Below are 21370 nucleotides of genomic sequence, written 5' to 3'. Positions count from 1 at the left end.
TTGCAAGTTAAATACCATTCATCCCTCTATCCAGTTATGTAGAAGTTGCAAAACTTGTGACGTTTTTTCAGCGTGAACATTATGCCCAGCACCTTCAACTACTTCAATTTTTGCATTAGGAAATTGTTCGAAAATCGCTGGATAAGCTTCATTTGTAATATAAGTAGAGTTACCTCCCCGAATAAATAACGTGGGTTTTAAGCAAGGAGAGGTATTTTGCCAATCGCATATATGAGCATATTGTGAATTAATTGCTTCAATATTAAACAACCATTTATCATTCTTAAACGATTTTAGTAAAAAAAGAATGGTTGGCATGTTAATACCTACTTGTTCCATTAAATTGATGATCTGCTTTTTATCGGTAATTTTGTTACTAAGGCAATACATTAACACTCTTAAAATAGTGGCATTGGCCGAACGGTGATATTTTATAGGCGCAATATCTATAGCAACAATTTTTTGGATAGAATCTGAAAGCATTTGCGATAATTGCAAAGCAACTTTCCCACCCATTGAGTGGCCAACTAATATTATATCTTTTAATTGTAAATTATAACAAAGTTCAGCCACATCTTCAGCCATAGTTTGATAAGTTATCTTATCAGACCAAGGGGAATGCCCATGATTACGCAGATCAACTTGCACGGTTTGATAATACTGCACAAAATCCTTCGCTAACATATTTAAATTATCTAAACTCCCAAATACCCCATGTAAAAACACTATCGGCTGTCCATCACCCTGTAATTTATAGTTTAATTTCATACTTTAATTCGACCAATTATTTTAAGTGGCATTATTATACGTCTATTTTCAATACCATCACCGATTAATTCAATAACCACAATTTGCATAAATATGATAGAATTTAATACCAACTTTTTAACTAGTGTTAGGCCATATGTTTCAAAATAACCCTCTACTCGCACAATTAAAACAAGAACTCCATGAGCAAACACCACGCGTTGAAGGCACTATTAGAGCTCATGAAAAAGGATTTGGTTTTTTAGATGTTGATAATAAAAAAAGTTATTTCATCCCTATTGCTAAAATGAAAAGAGTTTGCAATGGTGATAAGGTATCAGGGACTGTAATAAGTAATAACGATAAAGAGTCTTTTGAACCTGAATCATTAATTGAAAGTGCATTGCAAAAATTTATTGGCAAAATAGGCTTTCAAGATCGTGCAATGGTTATTTATCCTGAAAATATGTCAACTAATCTAGCCATTCGTTGCAAAATAAACAAGCAAGTTAGCGAAAAACTAAAAGAAGGCGATTGGGTTGTGGCAACGCTTGTTTCTCACCCTTTGCAAGAAGAACGGAATCAATTTCTTGCCGAAATTGTTCGTTTTGTTGCTGAAAGCAATTCACCTTATCAACTTTGGCTAAAAACGTTAGCGCGCTACGATTTAGAAACTCATGCCCCACAGTTCGATTCATTATCAATTAACGATACTGAACTTGATAACCGTCAAGATTTAACCGATGTTAACTTTTTCACCATCGATAGCGAAGATACAGAAGATATGGATGATGCTATTGCGATATCAAAAGGTGAACAAGGAGATTATCAATTGATGGTTGCCATTGCCGATCCTACCGCTTATGTATTACAAGATAGCGAACTTGATCGTATTGCCAAAATCAGAAATTTTACCACTTATTTGCCTGATTTTAATATCCCTATGCTACCCAAAGAGCTTGCCAATGATTTATGTTCATTAAAAGCAAATCAAAAACGTCCAGCAATGATATGCAAAATGAGTATTGACGAAACGGGCAATATTAATAGCGATGAGATCACTTTTATACCAGCTTGGATTGAATCAAAAGCTAAATTAACTTATAACAATGTTTCTAATTTTTTAGAAAATAATGAAGATTTAGAAACTAACAATCCAATTATTAAACAGCAACTTAAACATTTAGCTGGCTTAGCAAAAATTCGTATGACATGGCGGCAAAATCATGCTTTAGTTTTTAAAGATAATGGAGATTATCGTTTTGAACTTGATGAAAATCGCCAAGTTAAATCAATAATTAAAGAGTCTCGTCGGATTGCAAATCAAATAGTAGAAGAAGTCATGGTTTTAGCAAACCAAGCTTTAACATTGCAATTAAAAAATAAAATTGGTTTTGGAATTTTTAATATTCATTCAGGTTTTGATAATAAATATATTGAACAAGTAGTGACTTTTTTAAATGACAACGGAATCACTGAATTTGATAAAGAATCATTATTATCTTTCGATGGTTACGTAAAGTTGCGTCGTATAATCGACAACACTCCATTTTTGTCCACAAAACTTCGTAAGTTCCAAAGCCCTGCTGATTTTTCAACTGAACCTAAACCACATTTTGGTTTGGGATTTGATGCCTATGCAACATGGACTTCACCAATACGTAAATATGGTGATATGGTCAACCATCGATTAATCAAAGCATTTATCCGATCACAAGAATTAGTCGCACCCGATAAAGATCAATTAAAAAACATGAATGAAAGACGCAAAACATTACGCTATGCAGAACGTGATATGGCTGAAAACCTTTATGCTCAATACTTATCAAATAAAGTAGGTGAAAGTTTTTCTGCTGAAATTATCGATATCAATCGTGGTGGTGCTCGAGTTCGTTTATGTGATATAGGCGCTTTTGCATTTATGCCACTTTCAATGATTCACTCAGTCAAGGAAGAAATTATCTCGTTACCTGAGGAAGGAATCATCAAAATTAAAGATGAAGTTTGCTACAAACTTGCTGATACTATATCTGTTGTTATTCACCAGGTTAAAAGCGAAAATCAATCAATCATTACAAAATTAGCCAACAATTAAAAAATAAAAGAAAGATTATTCTTGCTTGAATTTACAGCTTTTTTGCTGTTATTTCTTCCCCCGATGTAAATCAGGGGGAATAATTAAAACTTTATTATATTTTTAATATCAAACCTCTTTTTCTTATTAAAAATATCTGTTATCTTTCGGGACTAAAAATAATGAATTAATCATTAAAATGAACAATAATTCAGGGAGGCTATAATGTCAATTCATGGACACGAAGTATTGCATATGATGAATGGAAACAATTATACCGAATCTTCTTTACTTGATGCTATCAAAAGTAAGTTTGGAGAAGATGCCATATTTCATACTTGTTCAAAATCCAACATGAATGCCGAGCAACTAATCGCTTTTTTAAAAGCAAAGGGGAAATTTAAACCCTCAGTTGATCATGAAACTAAATTTACGGTCGATAATAAAAAAATATGCAAACATTAGAGAGAAATGACCGTATATAAAGTACAATTTTTATAAATTTAATTTAATCTGCTAGTGTTTTTTAAATTAATAAGAGTATATAATTTCGCGCTATAACAATAATCGTTATAAGTGGCTGTTGTTACTAATAACGTGACTAAATTAGTGGCAAAGTTGCTCGCTTTAAAATTAACCTAAAGAATATGCTCATGGAATTTGATAAATGAAAGTAAGTAATATCCTTATATGCACCTTTGTCGCTATTCTTGTCACAAGTTGTGCAAAAAAAAATTTACCTTTAAAAAATAATGAACCAATTTCCGAAACAGAGCAACTATCTCTATTAAAACAACAAACTGAAAATAACGACCCTTATGTTGTTGATGCTAAAAATCAACTAATTCGGTTTGTTGGTGATAAAAACTTCGATAACTACATTATTAAACAAGGTATTCTAAATTGTAAAGGCAATAACAATCTCTCCTCTTGTGTATTGAATTTTTATTTAAATGAACTATATAAATTAAAGTATCATGTGCAACTCAAAAAAGTAGTTGAGGAAAACCAAGCCGAACATAATATGGAACTAAGTAAAATAAAAGCAACTGAAAACAATATAAAAAGTTATTGCCAATATTCAGCTGATTTCGTTGCAGCAATTTATACAAAAGATAATGCAAAAATAACACAATATTTTCGACCACAATTTAGAATGTCAGAACAAGATATCTCATCCTTAAAAGCAAAGATTACTAAAGATGACTATTCTTACTTCCTAATAAACGAAAACCCAAGCATTCTTCAAGAAATGAAAGTGGATTACGTTGAGAAATGCTTAGATGATCCAAAAAACAATATTATCAATTATTTCAATATTTTTAGATAATACTAACGCGAGTCTTTTATGTGCAATTTATTTCCAATTCATAAGTTTAATAAAACTTTAATTTGCAAGGTGCTTTGCTTAGCTTCAGCTACTTGTATTAGTTTTTCTGCATGGGCTTTTTCGCTTGATGATGTAGTTGAAAAAGCTGAAAAACTATCTAAAAAGGCTTATGTTCAACCATCTAAAAATATTCCTAATGAATTAGCATCTTTACAATTTGCTGATTACCAAAAAATTCTATTTAATCATAAAAAAGCTTACTGGGGTGATCAAAAAAGCCGTTTTAAACTTGAGTTTTATCACGAAGGAATGTACTTTGATGTTCCAATAAAAATTAATGAAATTGTTAATAACCAAATAACTCCAATACAATATGATCCTAGCTATTTTGATTTAAGCCAGATTAATCTTGATAAACTAGATACTAAAAATTTGGGTTTTGCTGGTTTTAAAGTCCATTACCCAATTAATAATCCAACAAAAACCGACGATGAAATATTTTCAGCTCTTGGTGGCAGTTATTTTCGTGCGGTAGGTAAAGATCAACGCTATGGTCTTTCGGCAAGAGGGCTTGCCATTAACACTGGAGAAATGTCTGGTGAAGAATTTCCACGTTTCAAAGAGTACTGGATTGAAAGACCAGAACCAAATCAAAAACATTTAGTTATCTATGCATTACTTGACTCACCAAGCGTAACTGGTGCTTATAAAATTACATTGATTCCAAGTATTGATACTACTGTTACAGTTCAAGCTAAGGTCTTTTTCCGCGATTCTGTAAAAAAACTTGGCATTGCCCCACTAACCAGTATGTTTTTATTTGGGCCTAATCAACCATCACCATTGTTAAATTATCGACCTGCAATGCATGATTCTAATGGACTATCAATATTAGCAAATAATAACGAATGGATATGGCGTCCATTAAATAACCCTAAACGTCTATCGTTTTCATCGTATAGCTTAGAAAACCCAAAAGCTTTTGGCTTAATTCAGCGTGATAAAGGTTTTGATGATTATCAAGATCTCGATGATCACTATGAAAAACGACCAAGCGTTTGGACTGAAATTTTAGGCGATTGGCAAAAAGGACGAGTCGAATTAGTTGAAATCCCTACTGCTGACGAAACTAACGACAATATTGTTGCGTTTTGGGTACCTCAAAAACAATACAAAGCAGGCGATGTGCTTGATATTAAATACCGCTTACATTATTCATTAAATGAAAATAAGCGTTACCCGAATGATGTCGCAAGGGCAGTTAGTACGCGTTTATCTCTAGGCGATATAAAACAAGCTAATTTAATTCGTAAACTTGATGGTTCTAATGCCTATGTAATTGACTTTGCTGGGCCTGAGTTATCAGAAAAATCACCAGTTAAAGTCATTTCAAGTATTAATAATGGCTCTATATTAAGTTCTGAAGTGCAATACAATCCAGAAATTAAAGGCTGGCGAGTCATTGTTCGCTTCAACGTTGAAGACAATAAAAAAGCAACCGATATTCGTGTACAACTCGCTTCACAAGCAACCAATGAAGTGATTTCTGAAACTTGGAGCGGGCAATACCCAGCACAATAGTAATGTAATAGTCATTATTATTATAAGATAAAAATATGAAAAAAGATTACTTTACAAATCTACCTGATGCTGAAGCTTGGCGTCAAAAATATGAAAATAATACAACATCACCTGATGATGTTGAGTTCTTAAAATATCGCTTGAATCAGATTGGCGATACTAGTTCTTTTATTGATGACCGAAAACAACAACCAAGTTATCCTCAAGTTGAACGCGTTTCAATTCAACCTCAAATCTGGAACCAGCGCTATATTGCCAAGTCAAAACATAACTTTAATATTTTAGCTATAATTCGACGCTTTATTATGTTTGCGCTGATTGTAGTACAAACATATTATGGAACCACTTATCTATCTTCTTTATTACCATACCAAAGTTGGCAAAAAATCAATTTTATGACTAATTGGGATATCAATCCTGAATTAGCCATCTACAGCATAATACCTTATATCATACAAGGGGCGATTATTATCCTGTTTGCTATTTTGTTTTGTTGGATCTCCATTGGATTTTGGACCAGCATTATGGGCCTAATTTTAGCCGTCATGGGTAAAGACCGTTACACAATCCCTATACCCAATGAACCAGCGTCGCATATCAATACAAACCATCGAACCGCTCTTGTTATGCCAATTTGTAATGAAGATGTTGCTCGAGTATTTGCTGGGTTACAAGCAACTTATCAATCTTTAGCTGAAACAGGCCACGCAGCTTGTTGTGATTTTTATATATTAAGTGATACTAACGATCCCGATCTATATGTGAACGAACTTAAAGCTTGGGCTGAATTTAATGCAGCAAAACAAAACAATGGTTGCAACGTTTTTTATCGCCATCGCAAACGCCGAGTAAAACGTAAAAGTGGTAATATTGATGATTTTTGCCGTCGTTGGGGGCACCAATATGAATACATGATGATCCTTGATGCCGATAGTATCATGACAGGTGATTGTATTTTAAAAATGATCGCCATGATGGAAATGACACCTAAAGCAGGTATTTTACAATCACCGCCAAAATCAGTCAGAATGACCACACTTTATGGACGTATTCAACAATTTGCCAATCAGATTTATAGTGATATATTTTGCTCTGGCACACACTTTTGGCAACTAAGCGAAGCACAATATTGGGGTCACAATGCAATGATTCGCTTAAAACCTTTTATTGAGCATTGCATATTATCTCCATTGCAAAAACGTAAGGGTCCAATTCATATCTTATCGCATGATCTAGTTGAGGCGACGCTTATGCGTCGTGCTGGTTATGGCGTCTGGATTGCTTATAATATGAATGGAAGTTATGAAGAGCTTCCTGGTAATATGATTGAAGATTTAAAACGTGATAATCGCTGGTGTATGGGTAACTTAATTAATTTAAGGCTAATCTTCAAAAGCGGTATTAAATTGACCCATCGTTTAATGTTTGCAACTAGTGGCATGGCTTATATTTCTTCATTATTGTGGCTAGTGTTTTTAATATTTTCGACACTATTATTATTGGTGTTTAATATTTCTGAGCCTCAATATTTCTTCCAACCTAACCAATTTTATCCGACTTGGCCAAGGTGGGATGAACAATTAGCCATTCAACTATTATCAACCACAATGGTTTTACTGTTTGCACCTAAATTCTTCAGCTACGGTATTATTATAGCCAGAACTGGGGCAAAAGATGTTGGCGGTATATTTAAATTAACTTTATCAATACTGATTGAAATGATTTGGTCAATGATTTTAGCGCCAATACGCATGATCTTTCATAGTAAATTTGTACTTAAAGCATGGATGGGCAGTAAAATTCAATGGAAGTCACCATCCCGAAGTGACGACGCTCTAACATGGGGGGAGTCATTTTATTTTTGTTGGCCACTGTCATTATTAGGTATTATCTGGTTAGGAGTAATTATCTGGTTAAATCCACAATTTACTTATTGGTATATAGCCATATTAATACCTTTAACCATTTCACCTTTAGTAATTAGAGTATCTGGGCTTTCAAGTATCGGCATGAAGGCAAAAAAAGCAGGACTATTTTTAACCCCTGAAGAAACGCATCCTACAAGAGCTGTTACTCTTACAGGCGAATATTTAATTAAAACTGAAACTGCATTTGTTGAGCATGGCTTTGTTATGGCGTTGGTCGATCCTATATATAATGCGCTAACTTGCGCTTTATCGACTTCAAGACATAGAGTTAATAATAAAAACCAACAAAAACGCAATGAGCTTATTGAACAATATCAACACATAGACTTAGAAAAAATGAGTAAAGAAAAGCAGTTAGCGATTTTAGAAGACCCAATTATTCTTTCCGCATTACATCGTCATATTTGGCAACAACAAGAAAAATACGACAATTTGTTCTCAATATGGCAAAATGAACGCCAGCAATAAGAAATAGGGCTTTTGCCCTATTTCACTTCTTTTTAGTAACTAATCAAAATCCATGGATATTTTTATGACTTGGCAACCTTCTGCACCTATAAATAATTTACTTAAGCGCGCGAAAATTGTTTCTCAAATTCGTCAATTTTTTGCTGATCGCTGTATTTTAGAGGTCGAAACACCTACCTTAAGCCAATATGCAGTAACAGACGTACATTTAAGCTCTTTTCACACTAAGTTTTTAAAGCCTGGTGAAATCGATGATCAACAAGGGCGAAACATGTCATTAATTACTAGCCCTGAATATCATATGAAACGCTTACTAGCTGCTGGTAGTGGACCAATTTATCAAATGTGTAAATGTTTTCGTAATCATGAAGAAGTCAGCCGTTATCATAACCCTGAATTTACCATGTTAGAATGGTATCGCATCCAATTTGATATGATGCAAATGATTAATGAAGTCGATGATCTATTACAAACCATTTTAGATTGTGAACCTGCTGAACGTATTTCTTATCAAAAAGCGTTTCAAAGGCATCTTAATATTGATCCTTTGGAAGCCGATCACGCAACCTTAGCTAATGCAGCAAATCAGCTTGATATCGGACTTAACACAGATAATTATGATAAAGATGGATTGTTACAATGCTTATTCACTTTCGGTGTTGAACCACATATTGGTCAAGACAAGCCTATTGCTGTATTTAACTTTCCAGCATCACAAGCTGCATTAGCCGCTATTAGCCCAGAAGATCATCGTGTAGCTAGCCGTTTTGAGTTCTATTACAAAGGTGTTGAACTTGCTAATGGCTTTAAAGAATTGACTAATGCACAAGAACAACGAATGCGTTTTGAACAAAATAATTTAGATCGTGCTAACCAAAATCTACCTACACAAAATATTGATATTGAGTTACTAGCCGCAATGGAAGCAGGACTTCCAGACTGTGCTGGCGTTGCTGTAGGATTAGATCGTTTAATTATGCTCGCCCTAGAGAGCAACAACTTAGATGATGTCATTTCATTTACTTTTGAAAGGGCTTAATTATGTTCAATGCTTTAGGATTAACCGAATGGATTGCCATTATTATTGGGATTGTTGCCTTAATGTTATTTATATTTGCTATAAAATCTCAATCAACAATTAATAATTTACAGCAACTATTCGATCTACAACTAATTCAAAAAAAGGAAGAAAACCAAACTTTAGTAATTCAAGTAAAACAACTTGAGCATGAATTAGAGCAGTATCGACAACAAAATCTAGCGCAGAATGTTAAAATTAGTGAACTCAAAACGCGTTTAGAAGAAACGTTAAGTGCAACACATGAACGACAAACCATACTAGAACAAAGCGAACAACGGCTTACGACTCAGTTTGAAAACCTAGCCAATCGTATTTTTGAACAGAGTGGTAAAAAGATTGAACAACAAAATAAACAGAGCCTTGATTTTTTACTTTCACCACTTAAAGAACAGTTAGAAGGCTTCAAAAAGCAAGTTCAAGATAGTTTTGGGCAAGAGGCTAAAGAGCGCCACACACTGACGCATGAAATCCGTAACTTGCAACTACTTAATGAACAAATGAGTAAAGAAGCAACCAATCTAACTAATGCGTTAAAAGGTAATAACAAAACCCAAGGAAACTGGGGAGAATTTATCTTAAGTCAAATTTTAGATAATTCAGGATTACGTTCAGGTTATGAGTACGAAACACAAGTTAATCTAACCAACGAAAACAATCAACGATTACAACCCGATGTCATTGTTCACTTACCGCAAGGGGGTGATGTAGTTATTGATTCAAAAGTAACCTTGGTTGCCTACGAACGCCATTTTAATAGTGATGACGAAAACGTTAAAGCAAAAGCAATGGCCGAACATTTAACGGCTGTGCGTAACCATTTAAAACAACTTAGTCAAAAAGATTATCATAAACTTATTGGCATTAATTCATTAGATTATATTTTGATGTTTATTCCTGTCGAGCCAGCATTTTTAAGTGCAATAGATAATGACCCAACATTAATTAACGATGCGCTGAAAAGTAATATTATGATAGTAAGCCCCACTACTTTATTAGTTGCATTACGAACTATCCATAATTTATGGCGATTTGAATATCAAAATCGTAATGCTGAACTTATTGCCGATAGAGCAAGCAAATTATATGACAAAATGCGTGGCTTTGTTGAAGATATGGAAAATCTGGGCAATTGTTTAGACAAAGCTCAACAAACCTATCAAAATTCCATGAACAAATTATGTAAAGGTCGTGGCAATGTAATTGGACAAATTGAACGATTTCGTGAAATGGGTATCGAAGTTAAAAAACCGATTAATCCAGATATTACCTTATTATCAATCGATGAATTGAATAACGAAAATGAGAGTAAATAAACAAAACCTAGATTCACGATTATGGGAAATAAGTGTATACTCATCGCACGCAAAGAGGAATTGAATATGGCAAAAAAGCAAGACAAAGAAGTAAGTTTCGAAGAGACACTTAAACAGCTCGAAACCATTGTAGCTCAATTAGAAAACGGCGATCTACCATTAGACGAAGCACTAAATGAGTTTGAAAAAGGGATCAAATTAGCAAAAGCAGGACAAAAACAGTTACAGCAAGCTGAGCAACGTATTCAGATTTTATTATCTGAAAATAGTGACGCCGAACTGTCAGAATTCTCAAATGATGATAATGAATAGTTTAAAGCCATTACAAGAACGAATTGATTCGTTTTTAACCACCTATATTTCACAAATTGAACCATCTCAACTTCAACAAGCAATGGAGTACAGCTTGCTAGCTGGTGGAAAACGAATTCGACCTATTTTAGTCTATTTAACAGGACAAATGTTTAATTGCCCCCTTTCTAAGTTAGATGAAGCCGCTGCTGCGATTGAAGCAATTCATACTTATTCATTAATTCATGATGACTTACCTGCAATGGATAATGATGACTTACGCCGAGGAAAACCAACCTGCCATATCCAATTTGGTGAAGCTCAAGCAATACTTGCTGGTGACGCCTTACAAAGTTTAGCCTTTTCAATGCTAGCAAAAAGTAAATTAATCGATGCTGAAACTAAAATTAATATGATAACTGAACTTGCCCATGCCAGTGGCGTTAATGGCATGTGCCTTGGTCAATCACTTGATTTACAGGCCACACATCAATCAATTAGTCTTGAACATTTGCAAAAAATACATTGTTATAAAACAGGAGCATTGATCAAAACGGCAATCCGTTTGGGTGCTTTTGCATGCGGTGAAATAGCTAAACCTTATCAGCTAATGCTCGATCGCTATGCTGAAGCAATTGGGCTAGCATTTCAAATTCAAGACGATATTTTAGATATAATTGGCGAGCAATCTATTATGGGTAAACCACAAGGTTCAGACCTTACTCATGAAAAAAGTACATACCCTGCATTAATTGGGCTAGATAGCGCAGTAAAACTAACCCAGCAACTCTATCAGCAAGCTATCGATAGTCTAAAACAAATACCTTATAATAATCAGCCATTACAGGAACTTGCTGGTTATATTATTAATCGCAATAGTTAATAACTAGCTAAAATACAGCATTACATAATGAATTTAGATAATTACCCTTTGTTAAAACAAATAAACTCGCCTGAGGATCTAAGACGTTTTCCTCAGTCACAGTTATCGTCTATTTGTCACGAGCTTAGACAATATTTACTCGCATGCGTAAGTCAATCAAGTGGTCATTTAGCATCGGGACTAGGTGTTGTTGAATTAACAACAGCCTTGCATTATGTTTATCACACACCTTTTGATAAAATTATTTGGGATGTTGGTCATCAGGCTTACCCTCACAAAATTTTGACTGGTCGACGAGACCAAATGCTCACTATTCGTCAAAAAGGGGGACTTCATCCATTTCCTCATCGTAATGAGAGTGAATATGATGTGCTAACCACAGGTCATTCTTCAACTTCAATTAGTGCAGCACTTGGTATTGCAATTAGCGAACAAAAAAAACAATCAGGTAAAAAAGTAGCTGCCATTATTGGTGATGGAGCATTAACTGCTGGTATGGCATTTGAAGCAATGAATCACGCTGGTCATGTTAAGCCAGATATGCTAGTGATTGTCAACGATAATGATATGTCAATTTCTGCAAATACTGGAGCACTTAACCAACATCTAACTCAAATCTTATCAAGTAAAGCCTATACATCTTTTAGGGAAAATAGCAAACGAATATTAGCTAATATTCCACCATTAAAAGAACTTGTTAAAAAAACTGAAGAACACTTAAAAGGATTAGTCACACCAGCTATCTTATTTGAAGAACTTGGATTTAATTATATAGGTCCTATTGATGGACATGATATTAATGGATTGGTCGCAACTTTACAAAAAGTTCGCCAATTAAAGGGGCCACAACTGCTTCATGTAATAACACAAAAAGGCAAAGGCTACGCACCAGCTGAAAAAGATCCGACTTTATGGCATGGCGTACCAAAATTTAATCCAAATGATGGTATATTACCTACTACTCAAAAAGTTGCGCCAACATATTCGCAAGTATTCGGCGATTGGTTATGCGAAATGGCGCAAAATGATAAACGTTTAATGGCAATAACCCCAGCAATGGGAGAAGGTTCAGGTATGACAAAATTTGCAAATAGTTATCCTGACCAATTTTTTGATGTTGCAATAGCCGAACAACATGCGGTAACCCTTGCTGCTGGGTTTGCAATTAGTGAATTAAAACCTGTTGTAGCTATTTACTCAACTTTTTTGCAACGCGCTTACGATCAAGTAATTCATGATATTGCTATTCAAAACTTACCTGTATTGTTTGCTATCGATCGTGCAGGAATTGTCGGCGCCGACGGTGAAACTCACCAAGGTGCATTTGACTTAAGTTATCTACGCTGCATACCCAATATGGTCATTATGACACCGAGTGACGAAAACGAATGTCGACAAATGCTCTACACAGGCTATTTACATAATGGTCCTGCAGCAGTACGTTACCCCCGTGGTGAAGGCACTGGAACGCCATTAATCCCATTAACAGCAATTCCTTTGGGACAATCTAAATTGTGCCGGCAAGGTGAAAATATTGCTTTACTAAATTTTGGCGCTTTACTTACCGAAGCTTTACAAGCTGCAGAACAAATCAATGCTACAGTTATCGATATGCGTTTTGTTAAACCATTAGATGAAAAAGTCCTTTTGCACATTAGCCAAACTCATAATATACTTGTCACCATCGAAGAAAACAGTATCAAAGGCGGAGCAGGTAGCGCCGTCTGTGAATATTTATTATCGAAAAAAATAAAATGTGATATTTTAAATATTGGACTCCCTGACAAGTTTATTTCTCAAGGCTCTCAAAGCGAAATAAGGCAAGAAATAGGACTAGATAAAAAACACATTATCGATAAAATTAATCGTTTTATGAATCAATAGGTTAAATATGGAAACTCAAGCTGTCACTATTCAAATTTTTGGACGAACATTAAAATTTAATTGTCCTGTTGATGAAGTCGACGCACTTAACAATGCCGCAAAAGATTTAGATGCGCGCTTAACAAATTTACGAGAAAAGTCTCCACATGTTGGCAGTGATCAACTTATTATGACTGCCGCTCTAAACATTTCTTACGAACTCTCAAAAGAAAAAGAAAAAAGCAGTGAATTTGGCGATCGGTTAAAAATGTTACAACAATTACTCGATTCTGCCCTAAATCCTAATAATTAACTACTTGAATTGTAAATTTAATACAAATAGTATTGTATGATCCGTCAAATTTTGTATTATAGCATACGACTCTGAGATGATCGCCATATGGGTTAGTCCCCTGAGCCGATATTCTAAACTTAAGAACGGAGTGACTTTTAATTGGTGTGTATGCCTTACTTGTAAGGAAACCTAAAAATTAAAACACAATGTTCACCTTGAACCTTGGGTTCAAGGGTTACGACCCTAACGACATCTTGGAGCGCTCTTTTACTTTTAAACAACAGTGACAACTGATGAATATAAGGCAAATCATTCGTCAAAAACGGCGACAATTATCTCCCAATGAACGTGAGATTGCACAACACGCTATATATCAAAAAATTGCCTGTCACCAAGCGATTAATACTGCAAGAAATATCGCCATATTTTTATCATTTGATGGCGAAGTCGAAACCCAACCTATAATTAACTATTTATGGCAACAAAATAAATCCGTCTATTTACCTGTTATCCACCCTTTTGCAACCAAAAACTTACTCTTTTTAAAATATACCAGTCAAACTCAACTCGTAAAAAATAACTTTGGTATATTAGAACCAAAGTTAAATGTATTAAATGTACTTCCTTACCATCAACTCGACATTGTTTTTACGCCACTAGTTGCTTTTGATCAACGAGGTTATCGTATGGGAATGGGAGGAGGATTTTATGACCGATTACTAGCAAATTATCAAACTCAACAAATTTTACCAATTGGGCTTGCTTTTGCTTGCCAAAAAGTCCAACATATTGAGAACAAACCTTGGGATATTCGATTGCCCGAAATTATTTACGCTTGAATTTATTGATAACAATTTAAAAAATTGTCAAAATTTTCATAATTATCAAAAAATAAATGATTTAGTGTATTATTCCATTGAGAACCTTAAATTTAGAAATACACAAATTTATAGATATAAATTAGATGTTGTGAGTTTAAATATATTTTAACGTATTGAAAACCCCCAATATCCAGCTTTTTACTATGCACTACCGTCCCATATATATGTTTTAGTAATTTTAAATTCAAAAATTAATTAATTGATTATTTTAATTTACAAAAGCGCTTTAATATACTAGAAAGGAGTGTTGCAATGTCAGAAAAAAAAGAACTAACCACCAATAACGGTGCCCCAATAGCCGATAATCAAAACTCTCGAACTGCTGGCCCTCGTGGTCCAGTATTGCTTGATGATTATCAACTCATTGAAAAACTAGCCCATTTTAACCGTGAAAATATTCCTGAAAGACGTGTACACGCCAAAGGCTCTGGCGCACACGGTACATTTACGGTAACAAATGATATCACTCAATATACTCACGCCAGTATATTTGCTAAGATAGGTAAACAAACCCCTCTTTTTGCAAGGTTTTCAACAGTTGGTGGAGAACGTGGCTCATCAGACACCGCCCGCGACCCTCGTGGATTTTCGGTAAAATTTTACACTGACGAAGGCAACTGGGATATAGTAGGCAATAATACACCTGTATTTTTTATACGTGATGCATTAAAGTTTCCTGACTTTATTCACACTCAAAAACGTGATCCCAAAACCAACTTAAAAGATCCACAAATGATGTGGGATTTTTGGTCTTTATCACCAGAATCACTTCATCAAGTCACTATTTTATTTTCTGATCGCGGAATCCCTGATGGTTACCGCCATATGCACGGCTATGGTAGCCATACTTATAGCTTAATCAATAAAGATGGCGTTCGCACTTGGGTTAAATGGCATTTCAGAACTGAGCAAGGAATAAAAAACATTCATCCTAAAAAAGCAGCAGAAATGGATGGAACTAATCCAGATTCAGCACAAGAAGATTTGTTCAAAGCCATTGAGCGAGGAGATTATCCAAAATGGCGACTTTACATACAAGTAATGACAGAAGAACAAGCTAACAACCATCCTGAAAACCCATTTGATGTTACTAAAGTTTGGTCACAAAAACAGTTCCCATTAATCGAAGTCGGCGTAATGGAACTGAATCGTAATCCAGAAAACTATTTTGCTGAAGTTGAACAAGCAGCATTTGAACCAAGTAATGTAGTACCAGGAACGGGTTTATCAACAGATAAAATGCTTCAAGGTCGAATTTTTGCTTATGCCGATGCGCACCGCTATCGTATTGGTACTAATTATCAACAATTGCCGATCAATGCTCCAAAATGCCCTGTTCATAATTATCAACGCGATGGCGCAATGCGCTTTTATAGTCCAGATAATGCGCCTAACTATGAGCCTAATAGCGTCGATAGCGCACCAAAACAACAACCACAATATGCCGAACCGCCAATGCATGTACCAGCTGGCACAATGGACAGGCACGATCATCGTGTTGATGACGACTATTACTCACAACCACGCGCATTATTTAATTTAATGCAGCCTGAGCAAAAACAGCTGCTTATTGATAATATCGTTGGCTCTATGAAAAACGTAAATCGAGACATTCAAATCAGACAGCTCAAACACTTCTATAAAGTGCACCCTGACTATGGAACTGGAATTGCCAAAGGATTAGGCATTGATATTGACCTAATAAAAAGTTAGTACTTAAAATAAAATGCCGACAATTTTAGTCGGCATTTTTAATTATTGGCTGTAACTAAATACACAAATATAAATTGATCACATTATAAAATTTATAAAAACACTTCATTAATTTAGCAAAGTCACATATTATTAGCATAGATTACAGTAAAATCATATAACTTATTGAAGTTAAAAGGATTATCCGATGAAAATCATTAATCTAATTGTTATATTGTTGTTTAATTGCGTCGGAGGATTGCTAAGTTATCAATGGTGTTATCGTTTTATCAAAAGACAATACCATACACCTGAATATTATTATTTAATGTATTATGGATTGTGTTATTTCTGTTTTATTCTTATTTCAATCTTCATTTTAAACAAAATAAAAAAACCGTCAGGTTTAGTCTTTTGTGGTTTACTTATTGGCATTTTAATTAGCCTTATTTTTATGATTATCCCTCGGTTAATTCGATATCCTTATTTATATCAGCGTTATTTAATCAATTCGATTGGTATTGATTTGCTGGTATCAGCATGGATCACGCTTAATTTTATAATATACCCAGCTATTTTATTGTGCTGTCACTACTCAATTTTTTGGATTGAAAAAATATATAAGAAATGTATTTTCAAGCAATAATAGATGTTTCCCCATAGATAAAATATTAGGCAGTACGCACGAGTATAAATAAAAATAAGATCGCAACTTGTTAAAAAGCATTTAACGATCTAAAAACCAATATTTTTTTACTGAAACGTAGGGTTACCTGAAACTTTTTGACAAGATTATACTCACTTGTTTACTTAATTTTTTAAAGACAAATGAAAAATTCATGCTAATAAAAAAGATGCTTGCTAATATATTTTTACGATTGTTTTAATTAACCGTATTGAAGTTCAACTAATCTATTGATTTCGTATGAAACTTAAATAGTTAGGTAGCCAATACGGTTATAACCATCTAAATTAGGTTCTGATAGCTGATTTTTGCCGAACAATTTCAAATAAACAAACACCAGTTGCAACCGATACATTTAGTGATGACACAATTCCTGCCATTGGAATGCTCACCAATTCATCACAGTGTTCTTTGGTTAAACGACGCATACCTTCACCTTCAGCACCCATTACCAATGCAAGTGCGGTCTGTGTTGATGTTTTATAGAAGTCTGTTTGATAAAGCGTTCTATCAGCTTCTCCAGCGGTGCCCACAATCCAAACTTGGTACTCATCTTGCAGCATTCGCATTGTACGAGCCAAATTGGTCACCCTAACCACAGGCACGCTTTCAGCTGCACCACAAGCAACTTTTTGTGCCGTTGAATTGAGCGGTGCGGAACGATCCTTTGGTACAATAATAAAATCGACACCAGCAGCATCAGCAGTTCTTATACATGCACCTAAATTATGCGGATCAGTTACACCATCTAAAATTAAAATAACTGGATTTGGCTGTTGTTCCATGAGCAAAGGTATATCATTTTCTTGATAACCTCGATTCGGCGTAACCATGGCTAAAATACCTTGATGTACACCATTTTTAGATTTTTCATCTAACCATTGGCGATTAGCAACTTTAACAGGCAAACCAAGTTGCTCTAATTGACGCACAACGGCAAGAAGGCGTTTATCTTCACGCCCTTTAATAATAAATACTTCAATAATTCTTTCTGGCGAACGTGCTAATAATGCTTCAATGGCGTGCAGGCCATAAACTGTTTCACTCATTTATTTGTTACTCTTTTATTTTATTAACTATTTAGTTTTATTCGTTGATTTAGATTTACTACGTTTTTTACTTTTGGCTTTCACTTCAACTTTAGCACTTGCTTTCATGCTTGATTTAGCGTTCGATTTTGCCTTTTTTGGGGTACTTGATTTAGTACTTGGTTTAGTATTTTGCTTAGTATTTGGCTTCGCGCTACTTTTTTTACTGGTTGATTTTTTGCCTTTTCGTTTTATTGGTAAATCGGCAATTTGATCGTTTTTGACTTGTTTGGACTTATCTTTTGCCGTTTTACCCTGACGTTTTGGCTTATTATTACTGCCAACCAATGAAAAATCAATTTTACGTTCTTCTGGATTAACATTATCGACTTTCACTTGCACTTTATCGCCTAAACGATAAGTAAAACGTGTATTTTCACCAACTAGGCGATTGTGCGAGGCATCAAAAAAATAGTAATCATTTTCAAGCGATGACACATGCACTAAACCATCGATAAATAGATCGTCCAACCGCACAAAGAAACCAAAATTAACCACGCTTGAAATAGAGCCGTTAAATACTTCACCTACATGATCTTGCATGTAATCACACTTAAGCCAATCCACCACATCACGTACGGCCTCATCAGCTCGTCGTTCGGTCATTGAACAGTGTTCACCAAAGTAAAGCATTTCATTTGTATCATAACGATACCCCCCTGTTTTACTGGTTTTATGTTTTTCATCAGCTAAAATCCATTTGATAGCACGATGCAAAAGCAAATCAGGATAACGGCGAATTGGCGAAGTAAAATGTGCATACTCCTCAAGTGCCAAACCAAAATGTCCTCGATTTTCTGGAGCATAAATAGCTTGTTTCATAGAGCGTAAAATCACGGTTTGCAACATATCATGATCAGGGCGTGTTTCAACCACTTTCATTAATTCAGCAATATCTTTAGGTTTAGGACTTGCACCACCACCAAGTGATAAACCAAGTTCACTTAATACACTGCGCAAGTTACTCATTCGATCTTCATCGGGTCTGTCATGTACACGGAATAGTGATGGCACTTGGGCACCAATCACTAATTTTGCCGCTGAAACATTGGCTAAAATCATACACTCTTCAATAATTTTATGTGCCACATTTCGCTGTGCCAGTTCAATACTTTCAATACGTTTATCGGCATTAAAAACAAATTTCGGCTCTTCTGATTCAAATCCTATTGCACCACGGGTAACCCGTGCTTTATCAAGCACATTATAAAGTCCATAAAGATTTTCAAGATGAGGGACTAATTCATGATAGTGTTCACGAAGTTCTTCATCACCATCTAAAATCTTAGCCACTTTAGTATACGTTAACCGAGCATGCGAGTTCATTACCGCTTCATAAAACTCAAACCCCGTCAACCGCCCACGATTAGACACCGTCATTTCGCAAACTAAACATAAGCGATCAACTTGCGGATTTAACGAACAAAGCCCATTAGATAATGCTTCTGGAAGCATTGGTACAACTCGTGAAGGAAAGTAAACCGATGTACCTCGTAAACAAGCTTCTTTATCTAACGCCTTACCTGGTCTAACATAATAACTCACATCTGCAATAGCCACCCATAACCGATAGCCACCACCACGATTTTTTTGGCAATAAACCGCATCATCAAAATCACGGGCATCTTCACCATCAATTGTTACCAAAGGTAATTGTCGCAAATCTCTTCGCCCTTTTTTGGCGCTTTCTGGCACTTGTTCGGTGAATTTGCTTACCTCTTTTTCAACAGCCTTTGGCAATTCATAAGGGATTTCGTGATTCCGCAGAGCAATATCAATCGCCAAATTAGTCCCCATTATTTCACCGAGCACTTCTTTTATAATGCCAACAGCTTTTTGACGGCGTTCAGGGCGTTGTTGTAACTCAACCACCACCACCGTTCCCATACGAACCGTGCGGCTAGGTTTACCCGCAATTAAAATATCAAAGTTTAAACGGCTATCATCAGGGACAACAAAACCAACACCTTGCTCAATAAAATACCGCCCAACAATTTGATTATTGCGTGGCTCTAAAATTCGCACAACACGAGCTTCCATTTTTCCGCGATATTTAGTTCCCATTGGCTGAGCTAAGATTACATCGCCTTGTAAAACTTTTTTCATTTGCTCCGGTGATAAAAAATAGTCTTCAGGACTTCCTTCAACGCGTAAAAAACCGAATCCATCACGATGCGCAATCACACTGCCTTTAACCATATCAAATTTTTCAGGCAAGGCATAACATTTACGGCGTGTAAAAACTACTTGTCCATCACGCTCCATTGCGCGCAAACGACGATGCAATGCCACTTTTTGCTCTTCATTTTTAATATCAACAGCTTGAGCAATTTTTTCTAAACTAGCAGGCTTTGCTTCTTGTTTAAGGTAATCTAAAATAAGCTCTCGACTGGCAATTGGGGAATCATACTTCTCGGCTTCGCGGTCAAAAAATGGATCTTTTATCATAAAAGGAATACCCTGTGACTAATATTAACTGTAGCATAACACAGAGTCGTATAACTTAAAATGAAGATTCAATTTATAACCAAGAATCAAAATCTATAAAATAAATTATAAAAACATAAAAAAATATCTAAATCCGCATCAAAATAACGTATTGAGCCTTAATGTCACTGCTAAAGAGTCATAATTCAATAGATAATTGTTTTACAATACTACATAAATCGTATTATGTTGATTTATATTAATGATAATTTTTAAATCAATATTATGAAAATAGTTATAGAGATGTTTGGTTTAGGGCATTTTGTTTTTGCCAAATAAAACGTCCTAAACCTCACTAGGTTAGAATAAGTCATAACTCTCAGTTATTTACACCATAAGCTCCCTTTCGTCTCAAGATCTAAAGATTAAGAACTAAACGCTAAAAGCTAAGGTGCGGTGCAAAGGCCCCAGTAGGAGACGCTGGCAATGAAGCTGCCGACGACGCCGTTGAACGAGTAGACATGGAACTGGTCGTTGCTACCTGTAGCGTCGCTCGTCCAGTAGCAGTTGCTGACGAAGCCCGCATCAGTGTAGTAGCCCATGTTGCCCCACTCCGTGAAAAATCCAGCGCCTATGTGACGCTGGTAATGATTACCTGATGAACTAGGTGCTGCACCTAAATTATTATAGTTTGAATTGGTTAAATCTCTTACCCGTGGCATTCGATAACCCAAACTATTACA

Annotated in this window: 17 protein-coding genes and 1 other RNA gene; 14 read left to right on the top strand and 4 right to left on the bottom strand. The window is 35.2% G+C overall.

Annotation, left to right across the window (positions count from 1 at the left end; genetic code table 11):
- Positions 1–18: 18 nt before the first annotated feature.
- Positions 19–768: an alpha/beta fold hydrolase gene (locus B9N71_RS03435; protein ID WP_085164117.1), complete on the bottom strand. Its 750-nt coding sequence runs from the start codon at positions 766–768 to the stop codon at positions 19–21.
- Positions 769–904: 136 nt separating this feature from the next.
- On the opposite strand from B9N71_RS03435, the gene B9N71_RS03430 reads away from it, so the two are divergent.
- The 14 genes from B9N71_RS03430 (at position 905) to B9N71_RS03365 (ending at position 16448) form a co-directional block, all read left to right on the top strand.
- On the top strand, positions 905–2842 hold the full coding sequence (locus tag B9N71_RS03430) for an exoribonuclease II (RefSeq protein WP_085164116.1): 1938 nt from the start codon (positions 905–907) through the stop codon (positions 2840–2842).
- Positions 2843–3046: 204 nt separating this feature from the next.
- Positions 3047–3286, top strand: coding sequence for a YecH family metal-binding protein (locus tag B9N71_RS03425; protein WP_034910662.1), 240 nt, complete (start codon positions 3047–3049; stop codon positions 3284–3286).
- Between the two features lie 202 nt (positions 3287–3488).
- On the top strand, positions 3489–4151 hold the full coding sequence (locus tag B9N71_RS03420) for a hypothetical protein (protein ID WP_085164115.1): 663 nt from the start codon (positions 3489–3491) through the stop codon (positions 4149–4151).
- A gap of 18 nt (positions 4152–4169) precedes the next feature.
- A complete protein-coding gene (locus tag B9N71_RS03415; RefSeq protein ID WP_085164114.1) occupies positions 4170–5732 on the top strand; it encodes a glucan biosynthesis protein G in 1563 nt (520 codons plus the stop codon).
- Between the two features lie 35 nt (positions 5733–5767).
- Entirely contained in the window at positions 5768–8128 is a 2361-nt protein-coding gene (mdoH, locus tag B9N71_RS03410; RefSeq protein WP_085164113.1) for a glucans biosynthesis glucosyltransferase MdoH, read from the top strand.
- A gap of 64 nt (positions 8129–8192) precedes the next feature.
- Complete coding sequence (epmA, locus tag B9N71_RS03405; RefSeq protein WP_244178510.1) at positions 8193–9167, top strand: elongation factor P--(R)-beta-lysine ligase; 975 nt, start codon at positions 8193–8195, stop codon at positions 9165–9167.
- Between the two features lie 62 nt (positions 9168–9229).
- Positions 9230–10522, top strand: a complete 1293-nt coding sequence (gene rmuC / locus B9N71_RS03400; protein WP_370738297.1) for a DNA recombination protein RmuC — start codon at positions 9230–9232, stop codon at positions 10520–10522.
- 66 nt (positions 10523–10588) lie between these two features.
- A complete protein-coding gene (gene xseB, locus B9N71_RS03395) occupies positions 10589–10834 on the top strand; it encodes an exodeoxyribonuclease VII small subunit (protein ID WP_034910657.1) in 246 nt (81 codons plus the stop codon).
- A complete protein-coding gene (ispA, locus tag B9N71_RS03390; protein WP_370738296.1) occupies positions 10821–11696 on the top strand; it encodes a (2E,6E)-farnesyl diphosphate synthase in 876 nt (291 codons plus the stop codon). Before xseB ends, ispA begins: the two co-directional genes overlap by 14 nt.
- A gap of 27 nt (positions 11697–11723) precedes the next feature.
- The gene (dxs, locus tag B9N71_RS03385) at positions 11724–13580 is read left to right on the top strand and encodes a 1-deoxy-D-xylulose-5-phosphate synthase (RefSeq protein ID WP_085164106.1); all 1857 of its coding nucleotides are present in this window, start codon (positions 11724–11726) and stop codon (positions 13578–13580) included.
- A 7-nt stretch (positions 13581–13587) separates the two neighbouring features.
- Entirely contained in the window at positions 13588–13872 is a 285-nt protein-coding gene (gene zapA, locus B9N71_RS03380) for a cell division protein ZapA (protein ID WP_065589209.1), read from the top strand.
- A 65-nt stretch (positions 13873–13937) separates the two neighbouring features.
- A non-coding RNA gene (gene ssrS, locus B9N71_RS03375) (6S RNA) lies at positions 13938–14118 on the top strand.
- A gap of 29 nt (positions 14119–14147) precedes the next feature.
- Entirely contained in the window at positions 14148–14693 is a 546-nt protein-coding gene (locus B9N71_RS03370; protein ID WP_085164104.1) for a 5-formyltetrahydrofolate cyclo-ligase, read from the top strand.
- Between the two features lie 294 nt (positions 14694–14987).
- Entirely contained in the window at positions 14988–16448 is a 1461-nt protein-coding gene (locus B9N71_RS03365) for a catalase (protein WP_085164103.1), read from the top strand.
- Positions 16449–17399: 951 nt separating this feature from the next.
- Here B9N71_RS03365 and rlmB read toward each other — a convergent pair.
- From rlmB to B9N71_RS13225, 3 genes are all read right to left on the bottom strand, one after another.
- Positions 17400–18161: a 23S rRNA (guanosine(2251)-2'-O)-methyltransferase RlmB gene (gene rlmB / locus B9N71_RS03355; protein ID WP_085164101.1), complete on the bottom strand. Its 762-nt coding sequence runs from the start codon at positions 18159–18161 to the stop codon at positions 17400–17402.
- A 27-nt stretch (positions 18162–18188) separates the two neighbouring features.
- Positions 18189–20648 (bottom strand): ribonuclease R, encoded by a 2460-nt coding sequence (rnr, locus tag B9N71_RS03350; protein WP_085164100.1) that lies wholly within the window; start codon positions 20646–20648, stop codon positions 18189–18191.
- 425 nt (positions 20649–21073) lie between these two features.
- On the bottom strand, positions 21074–21370 hold a 297-nt coding region (locus B9N71_RS13225; protein ID WP_208610421.1), incomplete at its 5' end, for a hypothetical protein.

The organism is Gilliamella bombi (genome assembly GCF_900103255.1).
GTDB classification, from domain to species: domain Bacteria; phylum Pseudomonadota; class Gammaproteobacteria; order Enterobacterales; family Orbaceae; genus Gilliamella; species Gilliamella bombi.
Note: the sequence above shows the minus strand (reverse complement) of the source record. Positions and strands in the feature narration are given on the sequence as shown.

Coding starts and splice junctions, on each gene's coding strand:
- B9N71_RS03435 (WP_085164117.1), bottom strand. CDS start 768: ATGAAATTAAACTATAAATTACAGGGTGATGGACAGCCGATAGTGTTT.
- B9N71_RS03430 (WP_085164116.1), top strand. CDS start 905: ATGTTTCAAAATAACCCTCTACTCGCACAATTAAAACAAGAACTCCAT.
- B9N71_RS03425 (WP_034910662.1), top strand. CDS start 3,047: ATGTCAATTCATGGACACGAAGTATTGCATATGATGAATGGAAACAAT.
- B9N71_RS03420 (WP_085164115.1), top strand. CDS start 3,489: ATGAAAGTAAGTAATATCCTTATATGCACCTTTGTCGCTATTCTTGTC.
- B9N71_RS03415 (WP_085164114.1), top strand. CDS start 4,170: ATGTGCAATTTATTTCCAATTCATAAGTTTAATAAAACTTTAATTTGC.
- mdoH (WP_085164113.1), top strand. CDS start 5,768: ATGAAAAAAGATTACTTTACAAATCTACCTGATGCTGAAGCTTGGCGT.
- epmA (WP_244178510.1), top strand. CDS start 8,193: ATGACTTGGCAACCTTCTGCACCTATAAATAATTTACTTAAGCGCGCG.
- rmuC (WP_370738297.1), top strand. CDS start 9,230: ATGTTATTTATATTTGCTATAAAATCTCAATCAACAATTAATAATTTA.
- xseB (WP_034910657.1), top strand. CDS start 10,589: ATGGCAAAAAAGCAAGACAAAGAAGTAAGTTTCGAAGAGACACTTAAA.
- ispA (WP_370738296.1), top strand. CDS start 10,821: ATGATAATGAATAGTTTAAAGCCATTACAAGAACGAATTGATTCGTTT.
- dxs (WP_085164106.1), top strand. CDS start 11,724: ATGAATTTAGATAATTACCCTTTGTTAAAACAAATAAACTCGCCTGAG.
- zapA (WP_065589209.1), top strand. CDS start 13,588: ATGGAAACTCAAGCTGTCACTATTCAAATTTTTGGACGAACATTAAAA.
- B9N71_RS03370 (WP_085164104.1), top strand. CDS start 14,148: ATGAATATAAGGCAAATCATTCGTCAAAAACGGCGACAATTATCTCCC.
- B9N71_RS03365 (WP_085164103.1), top strand. CDS start 14,988: ATGTCAGAAAAAAAAGAACTAACCACCAATAACGGTGCCCCAATAGCC.
- rlmB (WP_085164101.1), bottom strand. CDS start 18,161: ATGAGTGAAACAGTTTATGGCCTGCACGCCATTGAAGCATTATTAGCA.
- rnr (WP_085164100.1), bottom strand. CDS start 20,648: ATGATAAAAGATCCATTTTTTGACCGCGAAGCCGAGAAGTATGATTCC.